15 protein-coding genes are annotated in these 17,700 nt (G+C 74.7%); 8 read left to right on the top strand and 7 right to left on the bottom strand.

The genetic code is table 11. From position 1 onward, the window contains the following. Nucleotides 1-11: 11 nt before the first annotated feature. From WME98_RS26670 to WME98_RS26640, 7 genes are all read right to left on the bottom strand, one after another. The gene (locus tag WME98_RS26670; RefSeq protein WP_437953858.1) at nt 12-422 is read right to left on the bottom strand and encodes a hypothetical protein; all 411 of its coding nucleotides are present in this window, start codon (nt 420-422) and stop codon (nt 12-14) included. A gap of 13 nt (nt 423-435) precedes the next feature. Then, a complete protein-coding gene (locus tag WME98_RS26665) occupies nt 436-1,434 on the bottom strand; it encodes a hypothetical protein (RefSeq protein ID WP_437953857.1) in 999 nt (332 codons plus the stop codon). Then, complete coding sequence (locus WME98_RS26660; protein ID WP_437953856.1) at nt 1,431-3,143, bottom strand: serine/threonine-protein kinase; 1,713 nt, start codon at nt 3,141-3,143, stop codon at nt 1,431-1,433. The genes WME98_RS26665 and WME98_RS26660 overlap by 4 nt, the downstream gene beginning before the upstream one ends. Nucleotides 3,144-3,321: 178 nt before the next feature. Beyond that, the gene (locus tag WME98_RS26655) at nt 3,322-5,283 is read right to left on the bottom strand and encodes a 4-alpha-glucanotransferase (protein ID WP_437953855.1); all 1,962 of its coding nucleotides are present in this window, start codon (nt 5,281-5,283) and stop codon (nt 3,322-3,324) included. Nucleotides 5,284-5,393: 110 nt separating this feature from the next. Next, the gene (locus WME98_RS26650) at nt 5,394-7,268 is read right to left on the bottom strand and encodes a GAF domain-containing sensor histidine kinase (protein WP_437953854.1); all 1,875 of its coding nucleotides are present in this window, start codon (nt 7,266-7,268) and stop codon (nt 5,394-5,396) included. 25 nt (nt 7,269-7,293) lie between these two features. Next, nucleotides 7,294-8,496: an FIST signal transduction protein gene (locus WME98_RS26645; RefSeq protein WP_437335687.1), complete on the bottom strand. Its 1,203-nt coding sequence runs from the start codon at nt 8,494-8,496 to the stop codon at nt 7,294-7,296. A gap of 512 nt (nt 8,497-9,008) precedes the next feature. Continuing rightward, nucleotides 9,009-10,088: a hypothetical protein gene (locus tag WME98_RS26640; protein ID WP_437953853.1), complete on the bottom strand. Its 1,080-nt coding sequence runs from the start codon at nt 10,086-10,088 to the stop codon at nt 9,009-9,011. 30 nt (nt 10,089-10,118) lie between these two features. Between WME98_RS26640 and WME98_RS26635 the strand changes: the two genes are divergently transcribed. The 8 genes from WME98_RS26635 (at nt 10,119) to WME98_RS26600 (ending at nt 17,699) form a co-directional block, all read left to right on the top strand. Beyond that, nucleotides 10,119-11,366: a class I SAM-dependent rRNA methyltransferase gene (locus WME98_RS26635; protein WP_437953852.1), complete on the top strand. Its 1,248-nt coding sequence runs from the start codon at nt 10,119-10,121 to the stop codon at nt 11,364-11,366. Nucleotides 11,367-11,615: 249 nt separating this feature from the next. Beyond that, on the top strand, nt 11,616-12,515 hold the full coding sequence (locus WME98_RS26630; RefSeq protein WP_437953851.1) for a hypothetical protein: 900 nt from the start codon (nt 11,616-11,618) through the stop codon (nt 12,513-12,515). Nucleotides 12,516-13,255: 740 nt separating this feature from the next. Next, the gene (locus WME98_RS26625) at nt 13,256-13,486 is read left to right on the top strand and encodes a hypothetical protein (RefSeq protein ID WP_437953850.1); all 231 of its coding nucleotides are present in this window, start codon (nt 13,256-13,258) and stop codon (nt 13,484-13,486) included. Further along, the gene (locus WME98_RS26620) at nt 13,483-15,045 is read left to right on the top strand and encodes a serine/threonine-protein kinase (RefSeq protein ID WP_437953849.1); all 1,563 of its coding nucleotides are present in this window, start codon (nt 13,483-13,485) and stop codon (nt 15,043-15,045) included. Before WME98_RS26625 ends, WME98_RS26620 begins: the two co-directional genes overlap by 4 nt. Before the next feature lie 187 nt (nt 15,046-15,232). Further along, nucleotides 15,233-15,517 (top strand): hypothetical protein, encoded by a 285-nt coding sequence (locus WME98_RS26615; protein WP_437953848.1) that lies wholly within the window; start codon nt 15,233-15,235, stop codon nt 15,515-15,517. A 33-nt stretch (nt 15,518-15,550) separates the two neighbouring features. Next, nucleotides 15,551-15,814 carry a hypothetical protein gene (locus tag WME98_RS26610; protein WP_437953847.1) on the top strand — a complete coding sequence of 88 codons (264 nt, stop codon included), beginning with the start codon at nt 15,551-15,553 and terminating at the stop codon, nt 15,812-15,814. Further along, entirely contained in the window at nt 15,807-16,514 is a 708-nt protein-coding gene (locus WME98_RS26605; protein ID WP_437953846.1) for a sigma-70 family RNA polymerase sigma factor, read from the top strand. The genes WME98_RS26610 and WME98_RS26605 overlap by 8 nt, the downstream gene beginning before the upstream one ends. Nucleotides 16,515-16,613: 99 nt before the next feature. Continuing rightward, nucleotides 16,614-17,699, top strand: a complete 1,086-nt coding sequence (locus WME98_RS26600) for a hypothetical protein (RefSeq protein ID WP_437953845.1) — start codon at nt 16,614-16,616, stop codon at nt 17,697-17,699. Nucleotide 17,700: the final 1 nt, after the last annotated feature.

Raw genomic sequence — 17,700 nt, 5'->3', positions numbered from 1 at the left:
CGCGGCGTGGGTCAGCGACCCCCGCCCGCGCCTGGCTCCGGCAGCGGGGGGAGCCCGCCGTCGCGGAGGTTCGTGAGCCTCGCGTCATCGAACGGCCGGCACGCCGCGTCGGTGCAGGCGTTGAGGAGCTGCTCGTTCGTCGTCGGCGCGCAGCTGTAACAGCCGTCGTCGCCGTCGCACCCGACCGGCGGGACGCCGTCCGCAGGCACGCAGACGTGCCTGGCCCGGTCGCACCGGGCGCCGGGGAACCGCGCGCAGTCGTCGTCGGTTTCGCACTGCCGATCCCGCTGCTCGACGATCAGCGAGCACGAGGCGAGCGCGGCGAGCCCGAGCGAGAGCGCCGCGCCGAGGCAGGCGCCGAGCGCGCGCGGCGACCGCCGCGTGAGGTTCCGCTGCTGCGTTCCGGAGGGCTGCCGTTGCATGGCGCGCGCGGCCCTAGAAGGCGCCGAGGAGCCGGAGGGACGACGGAGCGACCGCCGCCCGGATCGAGGGCGACGAGGCGCGGGCTCCGCCGGGGCGCTCCGAGCCGCCGGCCACGGTGAGGTAGAGCGCGACCCCGCCGACGACCACGGCGGCGCCGGCGAGCAGGTCGGTGGTGAGCGCGAGCGTCGCCTTCCGGGTCGACGCGCTCTGGATGTCCCGCTCGTCGGCCTCGAACGCGTCGAGCTTGGCCGTGAGATCGCTCGAGGCGCTGAGCGCGAGCACCCCGGTGAACGCCGCGCCCGCGGCGAGGGCGCCGGTCGCGATCCAGGGCAGGACGGGCACGCTCCGCTCCCGGCGAGGCGCCCGGTCGGCCGGCCCGCCGGGCTGCCCCGGCGGCGCGGGCGCGGCGACGCGCGGGCCGGCGCCCACGGGCTGCGCGGCGTAGGCGTCGGGGATCTCGAGCCTGAGCTCGACCTGATCGCCGCCGGCCACGTCGATGATCCGCGTGACGGCCGGGCGGCCTGCCGCCGCGGCGACGATGCGCCGCCGCCCGGCGCTCATCAGCAGCGGCTCGGCGAGCGGGGTCCTGCCCACCGGGACGTCGTCGACGGCGATCTCCACGTCGGGCACCGAGGTCGAGAGCGCGACGGTCGCGACGCGGCCCCGCAGCACGGCGATGTCCCGCTCGACCTCGGCCCGCCGGTCGGCCACGATCTGCGCGCCGCCGTCGGTCAGGTAGCGCTCGAAGGCGCGCAGCGCGCAGGCGTAGTCCCTGAGCTGGTAGCACGCGCCCGCGACGTTGTAGAGCACCTGGTACGCGGGCGCGAGCGCGTAGGCGCGGCGGAACTCCGTGAGCGCCGCGCCGTAATCGGCCTCTTTGTAGAGCTCGACGCCGCGCCGGAAGCGCGCGTCGGCCTCGGCGGTCTTGTCGGCGGGCCGGGCGAGCGCGCCGCCCGGAAAGCCGGAGACGATCGCCGCGGCGACGAGGGCGAGGGTTCGCGAGGTCGTCATCGGGCGTAGGGGCTCTCCAGGTCGATTCCTCGCCCCGGCCTCTCGCCGGTGCGCGGCGGGGCAGGCGCCGGCGTCACGGACGGCGCGGGGGTGGGCGCGACCGCCGGCGTGCTCCGGGCGAGCGGCGCCGGTTTTCCGCGCAGCGCGCCCGGATCGCGCTCCAGCGCGAGCTTCACGACGAGATCGTTCTTCGCCGTGATCTTCTCTTCCTGGGCCAGGAAACCAGGCGCCTCGGCGCGGACGACGTGCGCGCGCCCGTCCTTGACGAGCTGACCCTGGTAGTCGCCGCGCGACAGCGGCGCTCCGTCGAGGAACAGCTGCGCCTCGGCGGGCGAGACGCGGACCACGAGGCGCACCTCCTCCTGCTGCGGCGGAGACGGCTGCGGGGGCGGCGCCTCCGCCGGAGGAGCGGCGAGCGCCTCGGGGGGGCCGGCTGGCGCGGCGCGAGGCGGCCGCGGACGCAGGATGCCGGCCGTCACGACGCCCGCGGCGATGAGGAAGGTGATCGCGGTCGCGGCCACCACCCGCGTCGAGCGCGAGCTGCGCTCGCCCTGCCCGGTTCGCCCGGTTCGCCCGGTCTGCCCCGTCTCGGTCGAGCTCACCGCGGGCGGCGTCGAGATCGCGTCCGAGGGGCTGAACGCCGCGGGGGCCGTCAAGGTCGGCGTCATCGACACCGGACCGGCGCCGATCTTCGGCAGGTCCGAGAGCGCGACCTTCCCGTAGCTGCCCGACCAGCGCACGTCGCGCAGCTGCTCCTCGACGAGCTGCTGGATCCGCGCGCGGTCGTCCGCGAACCGGCTCGCCACGAACGCGCCGACCTCGCGCGCGCTCATCCCGTGGTGATGCTCGCGCAGCCAGCGCTCGAGCTCCGCGTGCAGCTCGGCCGCGGTGGCGTAGCGGTCGCCGGGCGCGTGCGCGAGCGCCTTGTGGCAGATCCGCTCGAGCTCTGGATCGACGTCCGGCGCGGCCACGCGCAGCTCCGGGAGCTCGCCGAGGCCGAGCCGCCCGAGGATGGCGAGGTCGTTGTAGCCCTTCCACATGCGCCGCCGCGCGATCGCCTCCCAGAGGATCACGCCGACGGAGAAGACGTCGGAGCGCCGGTCCACGCGCTCGCCGCGCGATTGCTCCGGCGACATGTAGGCGACCTTGCCCTTGAGCATGCCGGCGCGCGTCTCGGACAGCGAGTCGGCCGCCTTCGCGATCCCGAAGTCGACCACCTTGATGACGCCGTCGTAGGTGACGAAGATGTTCTGCGGGCTCGCGTCGCGGTGGACCACGTGAATGGGCGTGCCGTCGAAATCGCGCAGCTCGTGCGCGTAATGGAGCCCGGCGAGCGCGTCGGTCAGGATCCGCACCTGGACGGGGAGCGACAGATCGACCAGCCCCACGCGGGCGCGGAGCTGGCTGAGCGGCTGGCCGTCGAGGTACTCCATGGCGATGAAGAGCCGCTCGCCGTCCTCGCCCACCTCGTACGTCTGCACGACGTTGGGGTGATTGAGCCGGGCCGCGAGCCGCGCCTCGTCGAGGAACATGGCGAGGATCTCGGGGTCCTCGCACAGCTCGGCCCGCGCCCGCTTGAGGACGACCAGCTTGTTGAAGCCGGCCGGCCCCCGGGCGACCGCGAGGCAGACGTCGGCCATCCCGCCCCTGCCGATCTCGGCGATCGGGCGGTACTTGCGCCAACCTTGGGGATCGCTGGGAGCGCTCATTCGACCTAGGCCGGCTCCATCCCCGAGGGAAAAGCCAGGCCCGAGGATGCGCTCAGCCTGTTACTTGCACGCAAACGCCGGGTGACGTTCGCGCGAACGCCGCCGCGCGAGGCGCGGGCTCGCCTCGCCGCGCTCGCGGGCGGTCAGCGCTGGCCGCGCGCCGGGCCGGACCGGCGTTCTAGCCGCGCGTCGCGCCGGACCGGCGCTCTAGCCGCGCGGCGAGGTCGCGGCGCTCCTGCGACTCCGCGCCTCCGCGCGCGCGCAGCGCGAGCGCGAGCACGCGCGGGAGGTCGAGCGCCTCGCCGCGCGCGCGCATCTCCGAATACGATCGCTCGTAATCGCGGGGCACCCGCAGCGACCAGTTGTGATCGCCGATCGTCCCGGGAGCATTGTAGATGTCCTTCACCCCGAGCAGATCGGAGAAGAAGACCATCACGTTCGACGCCTGGCTCGCGAAGAGGTCGGCGAACTTGGCCTGCGCGAGCGCGCGCGGATCGGACGCGAGCGCGCGCGCCATCGCGCCCTCCTCGGCCGGCGAGGGCGCGAGCCGGCCTGCGAGGTACGCGGCCTGCCGCTCGAGCGCGGAGGAGCGCGCCCACGCGTCGAGGAGCCGCCAGAGCGGCGGCGTGTCGTGCGTGCCCACCATGATCCAGTCGGAGGGCGCGGCGTTCTCGCTGCGATAGACGTCCTTCGGGTTGTCGAGATCGGCCTTCTGCGTGACCCGGAAGCGCCCGAGCCCGTGCCGCTCGAGGACCGCCTTGAGCGGGTACGGGAGCGTGCTCAGGACCTCGCACACGATGTCGGTGGTGGCGCGGCCGCGCGCCTCCGCGCAGCTCGCGATGGTGTCGAAGATCACGCTGTATCGCCCCACCTGCTCCGGCGTCAGCGCGGAGACCCAGTCGTCCGCGTACCGGGGCACGGCGCGGTTCAGCTGGGCGGGGGAGACGATCGCATAGCGCGCTAGCAGCGGGTGGTCCGGCAGGTCGGGCGACGAGAAGAGGCGCGCCCCGCCCTGGACCGCGCGCAGCGGATCGGGGGCGTCGGCGGCGTAGACCCACGGGCAGACGAGGCCGTGCGGGTGATCGAGGCGCACCCCGTCGAACTCGTCGAACATCTTGTCCATGCGCGCGCGCACGAGGGCGAGCGCGCCGGAGGACCCGTCCGCGTACTGCGCCGGATCCAGGACAGGGTAGCTCCACACCTGACCTTCCGGGTTGGTGCGGCTCGGCGGCGCCCCCATCAGATAGCCCTTCAGGAAGACCGATTGATGCGCCCAGGCGTCCTGAGGCGAATAGCCGATCTGCAGATCGCCGTAGAGCTTGAGCCCGAGCTCGCCCGTCACCTTGCGGAGCGCCGCGTGCTGCTCGTGCGCGAGGAGCTGGCAGAAGGCGTAGAGCTCGAGCTCGTCGCGGTACCGATCGAGGAGCTCTCGCCTGCGCTCCTCGCAGGCGACCACCTCGCCAGGGCCGGGCGCGAAGAGGCGGCGATCCAGCGCCGGCTCGCCCGACCAGCCGTGAAACCAGCCGCTCTGGTGCTCCTCGCAGAGGGGGCCGTAGAGCCCGTCGCGCTCGAGCCACGCCGCGTTCCGCTTCCTGAACGCGTCGAGCCGCTCGGCGAGGGCGCCGAGCTCGCCGCGCCTCCGCCGGTCGACGAACGACGCGTACGCCTCGCGCAGCGCGGCGCGCTGCGCGCGGTAGGCATAGCGGTGCAGCGAGCGCCCCTCGCTGCCGGCCGGCCTCTCGGCCACGATCCTCCGCACCGACTCGGGGCGCAGGAGCGCGCCGAAGGGGCCGTCCTCCGCGAGCCGGGCGAGCGAGATCGACAGCGTACTCCGCGAGAAGATGGTGCCGTCGTACGGAGACGCGTTGTCGGCCGAGGTCTCCCCCTGGGGCCCGAGCTGGATGCCGTTGAACCCGAGATCGCGCGCGAACCGGAGGAACCGGCGCCCGCCCTCGGTATACGGGGACCCGCGCCCGATGTCCTCGGCGTCGTCCGACGGAAAGCTCGGATCGTGGATCGCGAGCACCAGGTTGCGGATGCCCAAGAGCTGCAATGCGGCCTTGACGAGCCCCCGCTCGTCCTCGTCCGCTCGAGCCTGGGCCTCTGCCACGTCGCCCCTGTCGTTCCCGGCGTCCTTCATCGCGGTAGGTATAGCGATGAAGGGATCGGCCCGCCAAGACGCGAAATCATGGACAGATCGCCCTCGGTGGCTGGAGGATATCGATGTCCGGCGAAACCCGAGGACGGCTGTCAGGCCCCGAGCCGCGTGCCCGCCGCGACTCCCGTGGTCGCGCCCGCCGCGGCCTCCGCCGTCGGGAGCGTGAAGAAGAACGTGCTCCCCTCGCCCACCTTGCTCTCGACCCAGATCCGCCCGCCGTGCACCTCGACGAGCGCCTTCGCGATCGAGAGGCCGAGCCCCGTGCCCTTGTGCGCGGTCTCCTTCGCCTGCCAGTAACGCTCGAAGATCCTCGTCCGCTGGTCCTCCGGGATGCCCGGGCCGGTGTCGCGCACCGACACGCGCACCTCCCTGCCCCACGGCTCGGCGCGGATCGCGACCTCGCCGCCGGCGGGCGTGAACTTGATCGCGTTGCCGACGAGGTTCGCGATCACCTGCAGGATCCGCTCGCGATCGCAGAGCGCCCGTTCGACGCCGAGCTCGACGCCGAGCTCCAGGCGCAGCGACTTCTCCGCCGCCTCCTCGCGCAGGAGCTCCAGGGCGTCGCCCAGGAGGACGGCGACGTCGTGCGGCACCGGCTGGACCGAGATGTGGCCGCCTTCGAGCCTCGCCAGGTCGAGCAGATCGCGGATGAGGCGGTTCATGCGATCGGCCGACTTCTGGATGCGCTCGACCGGGCGACGCAGCTCGGCCGCCTCGTCCGAGCTCGGCAGCTTCCGGCGCAGGAGGCTCGTGTTCATGACGATGGTCGCGAGCGGGCTCTTGAGATCGTGCGACACCACCGCGACGAGCTCCTCCCGCGCCCGGATCGCCCGCTGCGCGCTCTCGTAGAGCCGCGCGTTGTCGATCGCCAGCGCGGCCCGCCGCCCGAGATCCTCCGCGAGCGCGCGGTCCTCCACGCCGTAGGGCAGGTCGTCGCGGCCCGAGGCGATGGTGAGCACGCCGAGCATCGTGCCGCGCGTGACGAGCGGCACGGAGATGTAGCGCTGGAGGCCGAGCTCCCGGAGGAGCGCCTCGCTGGCGGACACCGGCGGCTCGCCGTCGTACGCGGCGCGCTCGCCCTCGGGGGCGGGCGCGCCCGCAATGATCTCGCAGAGCACCGCCTCGCCCGTCTGCAGCACGCGCGAGACGCCGGCCGGGAGGACCGAGTCCATCGGCGTCTGGCCCTGCAAGAGGCGCGCGAGCTCGCTCTTCTGGGGGTCGGCGTGCACGACGACCGCGCGCCGGAGCATCGCCTCGCGCTCGATGATGTCGACCATGCACCAGTCCGCGACGAACGGGACCGGCAGCCGCGCGACGCGGACCAGCGTGGCCTCGTAGTTGAGCGAGCTGGAGAGCAGCCGGCTCGCCTCCGAGAGGAACGCGGCGCGCCGCTGCGCCGCCTCCGCCGCCGCGCGCCCCGCCTCCGCGGCGGCGAGGTGCCGCGCCCGCTCGCGCTCGTTCTCGATCATGCGCGCGTAGAGCAGGCGGTGCACGAGCGCCGTGCGGAAGGTCGACGCGAGCCTGCGCATCATGCCCCGGTACCGCGGCGCGAACGGGGGCTCGCCCTCGAAGCACAGGATGAGGCCAGAGGCGCCGCTGTCGTCCTGCCCCTCCAGCGAGAAGTGCCACGTGACGAGCCCGGGCCGCGCGAGCTCCGGGTACGGCAAGTGGAGGCCCGCGCCCTCGCCCAGCGGCGCGCCGGCCGCGGCCGGCGAGCGCGGCGGGATGGGCAGCGCGCGCGAGCTCGCCGAGAGCCCCGCGGCGTCGAGGAGCCGCGGGGCGAGGGGCGTCGGCTCGACGAGCACGAGCACCGCGATGCAGCTCAGCCGCTCGGCGAGCCGCTCCAGGAAGATCGCCATCGACTGGCGGGGATCGAAGAGGTCGAGCGCGGCGACCGTGAGCTCCTGGAGGACGCTGAGCAGCGCCAGCCGCTCCTCCTGGATCTCGTGATCTTCGCCGCTCGCCATGACGGGGCTCCTGCCGCTCCGGGGCTCAGGCCCCCAGAGCGAGCACGACGGCGGTCTTGTTGTGGAACTGCGGCACCCCCCGGCCCAGCGTGCCCACCTCCCCGAACGTCAGGCAGCCCATCACCGGGACGCTCTGGCCGAGCTCGCTCTCGAAGGTGGTCAGCTCGTCGCGCACCGTGTCGCCGAGCATCATGCACCGCGAGATGCAATCGAACACGAAGGCGCCGGCGATCGGCCCGGAGACCGCGTCGCGGGCCGTGATCGCGGCCTCGCGCGCGGCGCCGACGAGGCCGATGGGGTCGCCCTCCATGACGCGGATGAGGCACCCGTCCGGGACCTCGCCGACGCAGTAGAGCCCGCCGGGCGAGATCACGCGCAGCGGGTCCCGGATGACGTGCTCGCCGTCGGCCTGCGGGATGCCGAGCGGGTGGGTCATGGCGAAGGTGGCGAAGCCGTCGAGGTTGACCTGGTGGCCCTTCGCCCGGGCGGTGCGCTGGTAGACCGAGAAGGCGCCCTCGTACTCGAGCTCCGCGAGGACCGTGCCCTCGGCGCGGGTGACCATCGTCGGCGGGCCATAGGGGCGGAAGCCGTGGCGGATGCCGGTCGCCATGCGCGCCGGCGAGTCGATCGCGACCACGACCACGCTGTCCGAGTAGGCGCGGCCGCCCGCGAACTGCGCGGTGCGCACGAAGCGGAGGTTGTCGCCCGCGCCGCCGCCGGCCCAGACGACGCCCGTGCCGCCGACCTCGACCGCGCCGCGCACGACGTCGGCCGCGTTGCCCGTGAGCGCGTCCGGCAGCACGATGAGCGCGCGGCTCCACCCCGCCGGAACGGACGGCGGGAACCCCTCGAGCGCCCGCGAGGCGGCGAGCACGCCGGCGCGCCGCCCGTCCTGGCTCACCGGCTGCGCGACCCCGATGCCGACGCGCACGGTCTCCGAGACGACGAGCCCCACGACGAGCCCCTGCCGGAGAAGGCGGCTGCCCGCGAAGACCCCGGCCGTACAGCACCCCGCCCACGGGACGCCGGGCAGCTCGCTCGTCGTGGCCGCGGCGAGCGCGTCAGCGTCGTATTGATCCGTCGACAGGACGAGCGCAAACGCGGGTCGCGCCGCGGAACCCCCGTGATCGAAGCGCGCCGACTCGCGGAGCGCCGCAGCCACGGCCTCCGAGGCAGCCTTCTTTGGGTCCGCCGTGGAGCTCGCGCCGACAAATACCTGTGTCGCCATGTTCTCTTCCCCCCTCGGAATGTAGGCACTCGCGTTATACTGGAGATTCACCCGAACGTCACGGCGCGCATTCTCCTGTGATGTCGTCCGTACAGGGCGCTCCCGCTCGTCGAGCGACTCGCGATTTTCCCGGCGTGACAACCTCGAATGAAGCGCCGGGCAGAGCCACGGCGGGCCCGCGAGGAGGAGAGCTGCTGGGGAGACAGAGGTGCCCGAGACCGAGGGAGCAGAATCCTTATCCTTCAATACGACCACGTCCCCTGCAAGCTCGTCGGGCACGGCGGACACCCGAGTCGATTGCACAGAAGCAACCGAGGTCGCGCCGCGCGCGCCGGACAACGCAGCGCACCACGCGGGCAACGTGGATTGCAGACCACGCTCGACGTCGCCTTGATGCCCAAGGCGGAATTGCGGCACCTCGTAGGCACGGGAGAGCGACCGGGCGAGGTGTGCCCGCCCCCCGGCGGGGGACGGTCAGCGCGGGATATCGGAGATAGGATGATCGGGACGGCTCAGGGATCCGCCCACAACAGCGCGTAGGTCAGGGGGTGCCAGAACCCGCCGCGTTCCGTCCCCGGAGCAGCCCCGATGGCCACGAGCACGAGCCCTTGACCGTCGGAGACGTCGTCCGCCGGCACATCGCTGTTCGCCAGAATCTCGCGCATCGACACCGAGGACGTCACCGTCGCCGAGAGCGGCTCGTAGGTCTCGATCTCGACCTCCTCGAGCGCGCCGAGGTCGCCGCGCGAGAGGCCGACGAACGGAGGGAACGGCGAGATCGCGCCGTACGAGAGGTCCTGCGCGACGGGCACCGCGCTCACGTCCGCGCGGCCGGGCGCGAGCCGCACGTTGACCGGCGGCGCCGCCGCGCTCGCATGGGCGACCTGCAAGCTCAGCCTGCCGAAGCTCGTCTGCCGCGACATGGCGACCGCCACGAGGCCGGCGGTCGGCGTGTCGGCCGTGTAGGCGTCCCCGCAGCCCTGCTTCTCCCTGGCGTGCGTGTGTCCCTCGCCGCCGAGGCAGCCGGTGGCGACGAGGAGGAGGCTCTTCTCCTCGGCGAACACCGGCGCCGGCACCACGGGGAGCCCCGCGGCGACGATCGGAGCGGCGGGCTCCGCGGCGAGCGCGAGGATCTCGGCGCAGTCGAGCCCCTCCGTCGCGCCGAGGTCGCCGGCGATCACGTGCGCGCGCACGCTCGCCCCCTCGGGGATCGCCGCGCCGAGCGGCTCGATCGCCCGGGAACGAGCGAAGCCGAGGCCCGCGCCTTCGCTCGGCCAGGGCGCCACGCCGGCGCCGGTGCCGTCGGGATAGGCGAGGAAGCAGAAGCGGACCGCGTCGTGATCGGCGACGCCGTTCACCACGGTGAGCCTGGTCGGCCCCGGCGGCTCGACGACGCCGCCGCCGCCCGTCCCCGTGGTGGTCGCGCTGCTCGAGGCCGATCCCGGGCCGCCGCCGGCGCCGGACGTGCTCGCCGCGCTCGGCGGATCCCGGCCGAGGAGGTCGTGGTCCTGCGTGCAGCCGGGTCCGCCGAGCGCGGCAAGCAGGATCCCCCCGAAGCAGGCACAGCCGATCGAGACAACACGGTGCAGCACGCTGGGAGCTTACCGTGCTAGGCGGGGTCGATGCGGGTCCATCTCACCGCGACAGCCGCCGCCGCCGTCCGCCGCGGCCACCCGTGGGTGTACCGAGACGGCATCGCGGGCGGCGGCGGGCGCGCGACCGGCGCCGGGGATCGCCGGCGCGGGGAGCGCGCGCCTCGAGGCGGCGGCGGCGCCGCCGCGACGGGCGACGTGGTCGAGCTGTCGGCCGAGGGCGCGCCGTTCCTCGGGCGGGGGCTCTGGGACGCCGACTCGCCGATCGCCGTCCGCGTCTTCCAGCGCGCGCAGGCGCCGGCGCTCGACGAGCGCGCCATCGCGGAGCGGCTCGAGCGCGCCTTCGCCCTGCGCGACGGCTGGTTCGCCGGCCGCGACACGACGGCCTACCGCCTGTGCAACGGCGAGGGGGACCGGGTGCCCTCGCTGGTCATCGATCGGTACGACCGCGTCGCGGTGGTCCGCCTCGACGGCGGCATGCTCGCGCCGTGGCTCGACCGCCTGCTCCCGCTCCTCGCCCGCGCGCTCGGCGCCCGCGGCGTGCGCTCGATCGGCGTGCGCGCGCGCGGGGAGGCCGCGGGCGGGGACGCGGACGGCAAGAAGCTCGCGCACGCGCACGGGCCGCCGTTGCCGGACCGCCTCTTCGTGCGGGAGACGGGGGTCGCGATGGAGGTCGATCTCGCGCGCGGGCAGAAGACGGGGGCGTTCCTCGACCAGCGCGACAACCGCGCGCGGGTGCGCGCGCTCGCGGCCGGGCGCCGGCGCGTGCTCAACCTGTTCAGCTACGCGGGCGGCTTCTCGGTGGCCGCGGCGCTCGGCGGCGCGGGGCGGGTCACCTCGGTGGACTCGGCGCCGGCCGCGCACGCGACCGCGCAGCGCACGTTCCGCGAGAACGGCGTCGATCCCGCGGCGCACGACTTCGTGACGGCGGACGCGTTCGACTTCCTCGAGAAGGCCCGCGCCCGCGGCGACCGGTACGATCTCGTCATCTCCGACCCGCCGAGCTTCGCGCCGAGCGAGCGCGCCAAGCCGCGCGCGCTCGGCGCCTACCGGCGGCTGCACGCCGCGGTCGCGCGCGTGCTCGATCGCGGCGGCGTGCTGTGCGCGGCGTCGTGCTCGAGCCACATCACGGCGGAGGACTTCCTGGCGACGCTCGACGACGCCACCCTGGAGCGGGACGATCTGCGGGTGCGGGCGATCCACGGGCAGCCGGAGGATCACCCGACGCTGCCGGCGTGGTGGGAGGGGCGGTACCTCAAGTTCGTGGTGCTGGAGTGAGCGCGCCACGGGCGCGTGCGCGCGCCCGTGGACGCGACCTCGCGGTCGGGGCCGTCGTGGGGCCCTGGCCAGGGGCTCGGCGAGCACGAAATCGCGGCGATCACACCGTTGCGCTTGGAACGCCAGCCTCCGTAGCCTCCGACCATGGCGACAAAACTCACCACGAAGACCCGAGCTGCGGCGCGAGGGACATCCCGAATCGCACCGAAAGCGAAGGAGAAGGCCCGTCCGGCCGCGCCGACACAAGAGATGCAGGACGAGGAGGACGCGATTTACAGCCTCGACGACCTCGTCGCGCGGCGCGGCGAGGCGACCGTCGAGGAGGTGCTCGCGTACGTGGGCGGCGTCGAAAAGGCCGATCTCGTCCGCGAGGGCCGAGCCGTCGCGACCTCGCGGATCGACAAGGACGCGGCGCGCCTGTACGGCAGGGCGGACGCGTTCCTGAGGAGGGCGACTGAGGCGCAGCGCGACGCCTTGCTCGGGCTATCCGACGACCTCCTGCGGACCGCGATCTGGGCCGCGCGCCGCGGCAGCCGGCTCGCGGCCGAGCGCGACGGCAGCGTGGCCAAGGCCGGGAGCGCCAAGGCGGCGCGCGAGGCCGCGGCCGAGGCCGCGCGGCGCAGGGGCCGCGGCGTGCGCGAGCAGCTCGCGACCGCGCTCCGGACGCTGAGCGGCGGCGAGCCGAAGCTGCTGAAGAAGATCGACGGCGCCTACGGCGCCGCCCCCGACGCGGCGAAGCTCGCCAAGTCGCTCGCCGCGCTGGTCAAGGTGGGGCGCGAGATCCTCGCCGACCGCTCCGAGGCCGCCCAGCAGCGCCGCAGAGGGACGCGCCTCGACGCGGCGAAGCTCGATGAGATCGAGGCGCTCGCCGAGGAGATCCGCAAGGCCGGCGACGCCGCGGCCGCGGTGACGGCGAGCGCGAGCGTGGATCAGACGGAGGTCGACACCTGGGACGGGATGAACCTCCTTCTCCTCGAAATGGTCATCGATATCTTCGACGCCGCCCACCAGGTCGACCCCTCGGTGCCCCGGCTCATCCCCATTTCGCTCGGCCGGTACTTCTCGCCGCGGAGAACCAAGCCCGAGAAGCCTAGCGAGGACACCCCTCCTGCGGCGGAGCCGCCGCTTCAGCCCGGCGCGCCCGTGTAGCGCGCCGGGACCACCTACCCGCCTTCCCGGCGCGCAGCCGAGCTCCCGGAGCGCGCGGTCTGGGGCTCCAACGGCGCAGCACCGCCCTCCGAGCGTGCAGCCGAGGCACGGGCGTGCGCGGCCACGCGCTGCGCGCGTGCAGCCACGGCCGCCGGAAGCGCAGCCATCGCCGCCGGAAGCGCAGCCACGCCCACGAAAAGCGCAACCACGGCCGCCGGAAGCGCAGCCACGCCCACGAAAAGCGCAGACATTGCCGCGAAAAGCGCAGCCACGGCTGCGAAAACCGCAGCTGCGGCCGCGGGGAGCCCTGTCTCGGCCGCGAAAAGCGCAGACATGGCCGAACGGTCCGCAGCAGCCCTCATTTTTTGGAGAATTCCCCCTCCCCATGTCGATGGATCCGCCCGAACGCGAGGAGGACGGCGGCTCCGCCCGAACGCGAGGAGGGCGGCCGACGTCAGGCCCGCTCCAGGGCGCTGGACGCCTTCGCTGCCGTCTTGTCCACGCTTCCTGATGATCCGCGCTTTCTGACGAGGAACATGGCCGTGACAGCCCGTCGCTCGTTCGAACGTCTTCTCGCAACCGTGCCCGTGGATGAACGCGCTCAAGCCGACGATCGCGCCACGCGCCCGCTGGAATGCGTCGCGCCTGCTCCGTGCCCGCTCGCCACCGAGCCGCTTCCGACAGGGTATCGCCCGGGCTCGCCGCTCCCGTGGGCGGAGCGAACGACAGCGCCTGTTCCCATGACGACGGCTCCGCTGCCGCCGGCGGCCGTCACGCGACCTGTCGTGATCGAGGTGCCCTCTCCGATCCGCCGGACGCCGCTTTCCTCGCGGACGGAGGAGCGCTCGCCGGTCCCGCGCGCGGCGTTCCCGCGCCCGCGGGAGCTGGCGATGAGCTGGCTGATGGTCGCGTCCACGGCGGCGTTCTTTGGTATGGTCGCCGCGCTCCTGATGCGGTGGTGGATGGGATGAGTCACGGCGAGGACAGCACGGCAGAGGACGGAGCACAGAGCTCCTCGCTCCTGGCCCCCTATCCTCCAGGCAGCGTCGTCGCGGGCCACCGGCTCCTCCGGGTGCTCGGCTCGGGCGGCCTCGGGGCCGTGTACGAGGCGGTCCACGAGTTCACGCAGCGGAGGGTCGCGCTCAAGCTGCTGCTCCCGGGTTACGCGAGCTCCTCGCAGGCGCGCGAGCGCGCCCGGAAGGAGGCCATCGCGCTCTGCAGGCTGCGGCACAGGAACATCGTCTCCGTGCACAGCGCCGACACGCTGCCCGACGGCACCGTCTGGATGGCCATGGAGCTGCTCGAGGGCCAGTCGCTCCGCCGGATCTGCCAGGTGGAAACGCCGCTGCCGACCGCGCGAGGGCTCCACGTCGGCATCGAGATCGCCGACGGCCTCGCGGCGGCGCACGACCTCGGGATCGTCCACCGGGACGTGAAGCCGGAGAACGTGTTCCTCGACCGGCACGGCGAGGTGAAGCTGCTCGACCTGAACATCGCGAAGATCCAGGTCGACGGCCCGCCGAGCACCCGGCCGGGCCAGCGGTTCGGCACGACGGCGTACATGGCGCCGGAGGAGTGCTACGGCGATCCGTGCACGCCGGCCAGCGACGTCTACTCGCTGATGCTGGTGATCTACGAGCTCCTGGCCGGGCGCTACATCTTCGCGACGGGCCGGGGCCTCACGGGGATCCCCAGCGAGGGGCAGCTCGTGGCGGCGCACCTCTTCTGGATGCCGGTGCCGCTGCACGAGGTCGCGCCGTGGATCCCGCCGTACTTCTGGCCGGTGTTCCAGCTCGGGCTGGCGAAGGACCCGGCCGCGCGCTTCCGGCACGCCGGCGCTGCGGCGAGCGCGCTCCGCGAGCTCCGGGAGCGCTACCAGTCGGACGTGCGCGCCGGCCGGGTCGCCGCGGGGCCGGACACCGGGCAGCCGGGGCAGCCGGGATCCCGGCGGGAGCACCACGGGCCGCGGTCGCCCGAGCGGCTGACGACGGCGCCGAGGGCGACCGACACGCGGGTGATCCTGAGCGGGGTGGCGATCTCGACCGAGCCGGGCGAGGACGACGCTAGCGCGGAGGGCGCGGCGGCGCGGGCGCGGCGGCGCGGGCGCGGCGGCGCGGGCGGGCGTGGGGGCGCGGGCGGCGCCTGCCTCGGCGCCGCCGCCGAGCGCCCCGGCGGCGACGGAGCCGAGCTGGCCGCTGGCGGTGACCCCCGGGCCCGTGACGGTGCGGTCGTCGCCGGGGGGTCGGGGATGGAGCGGCGCGACGCGCGGCCTGCCGGCGACGGACCGCGTCGCGGACCGGCGCAGGCGATCGCAGCTCCTGCGCCGCTGCCTGGCCGCCGCGGCGCTGGCGATCCCCATCTCGGGCGCCGCGACGGCGCTGTACATCCACGCGGAGCGCGAGCGCTCCGCGGCGGCCACGGCGGCCGCCGCGGGGAGCGGGGCTGCCGTAGCCGTGCCGACAAGCGGGGCCGCTGGAGCCGCGACAGCGAGCGGGGCCGCTGGGACCGCGCCAGCGGGCGGGGCCGCTGAGACCGCGCCAGCGAGCGGGGCCGCGGCAGCCACGCTCGCGGGCGGGAATGCCAGGGTCCCGACCGTAGGCGCTCCCGCCGCGACCGCGCGGGCCGAGGCGGCGCCGCCGGGCAAGCGCGGGACCGGGACGCCGCCGGCTCCGCCCGCGCACGCAGCGAAGCCTGGCCCGGGGAAGGGCCAGCCCCCGGTGATCGGGCTCGAAGCGCGCGAGAGCGCGGCGTCCACCCGCGCCGCGAGCGCGGGCGTGGCGGGGGCGCCGTCCAAGCCGGTGGCGGGGGCGCCGGCGCCCGCGCCGGGGACGCGGGGGCGACCCGGCGCGGGGACGGCGCGATCCCTGGCGCCGCGCGTGCGGGGCGACATGTCGGACGGCATCTACGAGGACGAGGAAGACATCTACGGGATCCCCTCGCGCGGGCGCGTCCCCGCGCCTGCGCGGCCGGCCAAGCCCCGAGGCGGGCGGGAGATCTTCTGAAGACGCGCGGAGCTACGAGCAAGGAGCGGAACCATGCCGATCGATGAACCCAGCGCGACCGATCCCTTCCTCGACGAGGTCGTCGAGCGGACGCTCGCGCCGTACCGCGGGATCGCGTCGCGCGAGCTGCTCGAGACGATGCGCGAGATGCTCGTCGAGGCGCTCACCGAGGACGAGGTCGGGCGGGATCTGCTGGAGCGGGCGCGGCCTCGCGCGGCGCCGCTCGGGAGCGGCATCGAGGCCCGGGAGGGCGCCCCGGCGCCGCGGCGCAAGGCGGGGGGCGGCGAGGATGGATGAGCCGAGGGACAAGCTCACGCCGGCGCAGCAGGCGCTGGCGGCGTCGGCGCTGCACGAGGTGAGCGGCGCGGCGCGCCGGCTCGCCCCGAAGCTCCGCAAGCACCTCTCGTTCGACGAGCTGATGTCGCTCGGCCGGGAGGGGCTCATCGAGGCGGCGCTCGCCTACGACCCGGCGCAGAACGACAGCTTCCCGCGGTTCGCGCGGCACCGCATCCGGGGCGCGATGCTCGACGGCTATCTCCGGGAGGCGCGGGAGCAGGACCGGGTGCTCGCGCTCTGCATGCAGGGCGGGTACGACTACATCGCGCGGAGGCGGCGGCAGGGCGATGTGATGACGGACGTCGACGGCAAGGCGGAGGAGCGGCTCCTCGACCACGTCGACGGCCTCGCGGCGAGCCTCTTCGCGACGGCCGCCGGGATGGCGAAGCCGGCGACGGGGGAGGAGGCGCTGTCGCGGCGCGAGCGCCACGAGCGGGCCCACGCGCTGCTCCGGAGCAGCCTCTCGCGGCTGACGCCGCGCGAGACGGAGGTGCTGTCGATGCACTACCTGGAGGGGCGGCCGCTCAGCGAGGTCGGGGGCGCCCTGCGGATCCCGCACCCGGGCGCGTACCGGGTCCACGACCGCGCGATCGTGCGGCTCGGCAAGCTGCTGCGCGCGGCCGGGGTGACCGAGCCGCCGCCGCGGGAAGACGAGCTGTGAGCGGCGGCGGCGGGTTGAGGAGCGCGAGGATCGCGGTGCGAACGATGAGAAACCGGGCGCGCAGGGGCGATGGATCGCGGTGACGGACGGGCAGCACGGATGGGAGGCGACGCTGTGAAGGACGAGGACCAGGACGAGCGCAGAGGCCGCGAGGCGGGCGCGGGCGCGCCTGCGAGCCCCGCGGCGGGGTCGAACCCGCCCGTGGGACACCCGGCGTTCCACACGGGCGTGGTCCACGTCGAGCCGGACCTGCGCGACGAGGTCGAGGCGTACTGGAAGGCCTACGCCGCGTGGGAGAGGACGCGGCAAGGGCCGCCGCCACGGGCGCCGAGCGTCAGCGTGCGGGTCGACCACGAGGGCAAGCCGACCGAGGCGGCGGGGCTCCGGCAGGCGGTGGCGAAGAAGGGCGGGGGGAAGGGCGCCGCGGAGAAGGGCGCTGGCGAGAAGAGCGCCGCGGAGAAGAGCGGCGCCGAGAAGAGCGACGCGGAGAAGAGCGACGCGGAGAAGAGCGGCGCCGGGAAGAGCGCCGGCGGGAGCGCGTGGGCGGGGGACGAGGCGGCGGCGGCGGTGATCGACAAGGGCGCGCTGCCGCCGACGCGCCGGCGGGGGAGCGCGGCGGACGAGAAGAAGGACGAGGCGGCGGCCGGGCCGGGCAAGCTGCGGCGCGCCGCGACGGCCGCGGCGGCGCTGGCGCTGGCGGCGGGAATCGGGGCCGCGGCGATGTGCGGGGCGAAGGAGCGGGCGCCGGCGCAGAGCGCGGCGGCGGCTAGCAAGGCGGCGCAGCCCGCGGCGAGCGAGGTGGCGGCGAGCGGCGCGCGAGCGATGAGCAAGCCGGCAGCGAGCGACGCGGCGGCGAGCGACCAGCGCGCGAAAAGCTCCGCGGCGGCCATCGCGGAGAGCGCTCCCGCGGGCACTGCGCACGAGACGCCCGTCGAACGCGCTGCGCCTGGCGTCGTGCCGGATCGAGTTGAAGCCGCGAGCGCTGCGCGCCGGAGGCCCGCCCCCGAGACGCATGCGCCGGCACCGACGGCGCCGAAGCCGAAGCCGTCGCTCAAGGCGGCGCCCGAAGGCGTCGCCGCATCCAAGGACGCGCCCTCGGCGCCTGCGCCCGCGCAGGTACCGGTGAAGCCGGAGGTCGTGCCACCGCAGCCGCCAGTCTATGTCGAAGGAGTCCCGGAGTTCTGAC

The sequence above is a fragment of the Sorangium sp. So ce296 genome (assembly GCF_051529605.1).
Classification (GTDB): domain Bacteria; phylum Myxococcota_A; class Polyangia; order Polyangiales; family Polyangiaceae; genus Sorangium; species Sorangium cellulosum_D.
The sequence above is the reverse complement of the archived record's forward strand: the minus strand, read 5'-3'. Positions and strand labels throughout refer to the sequence as shown.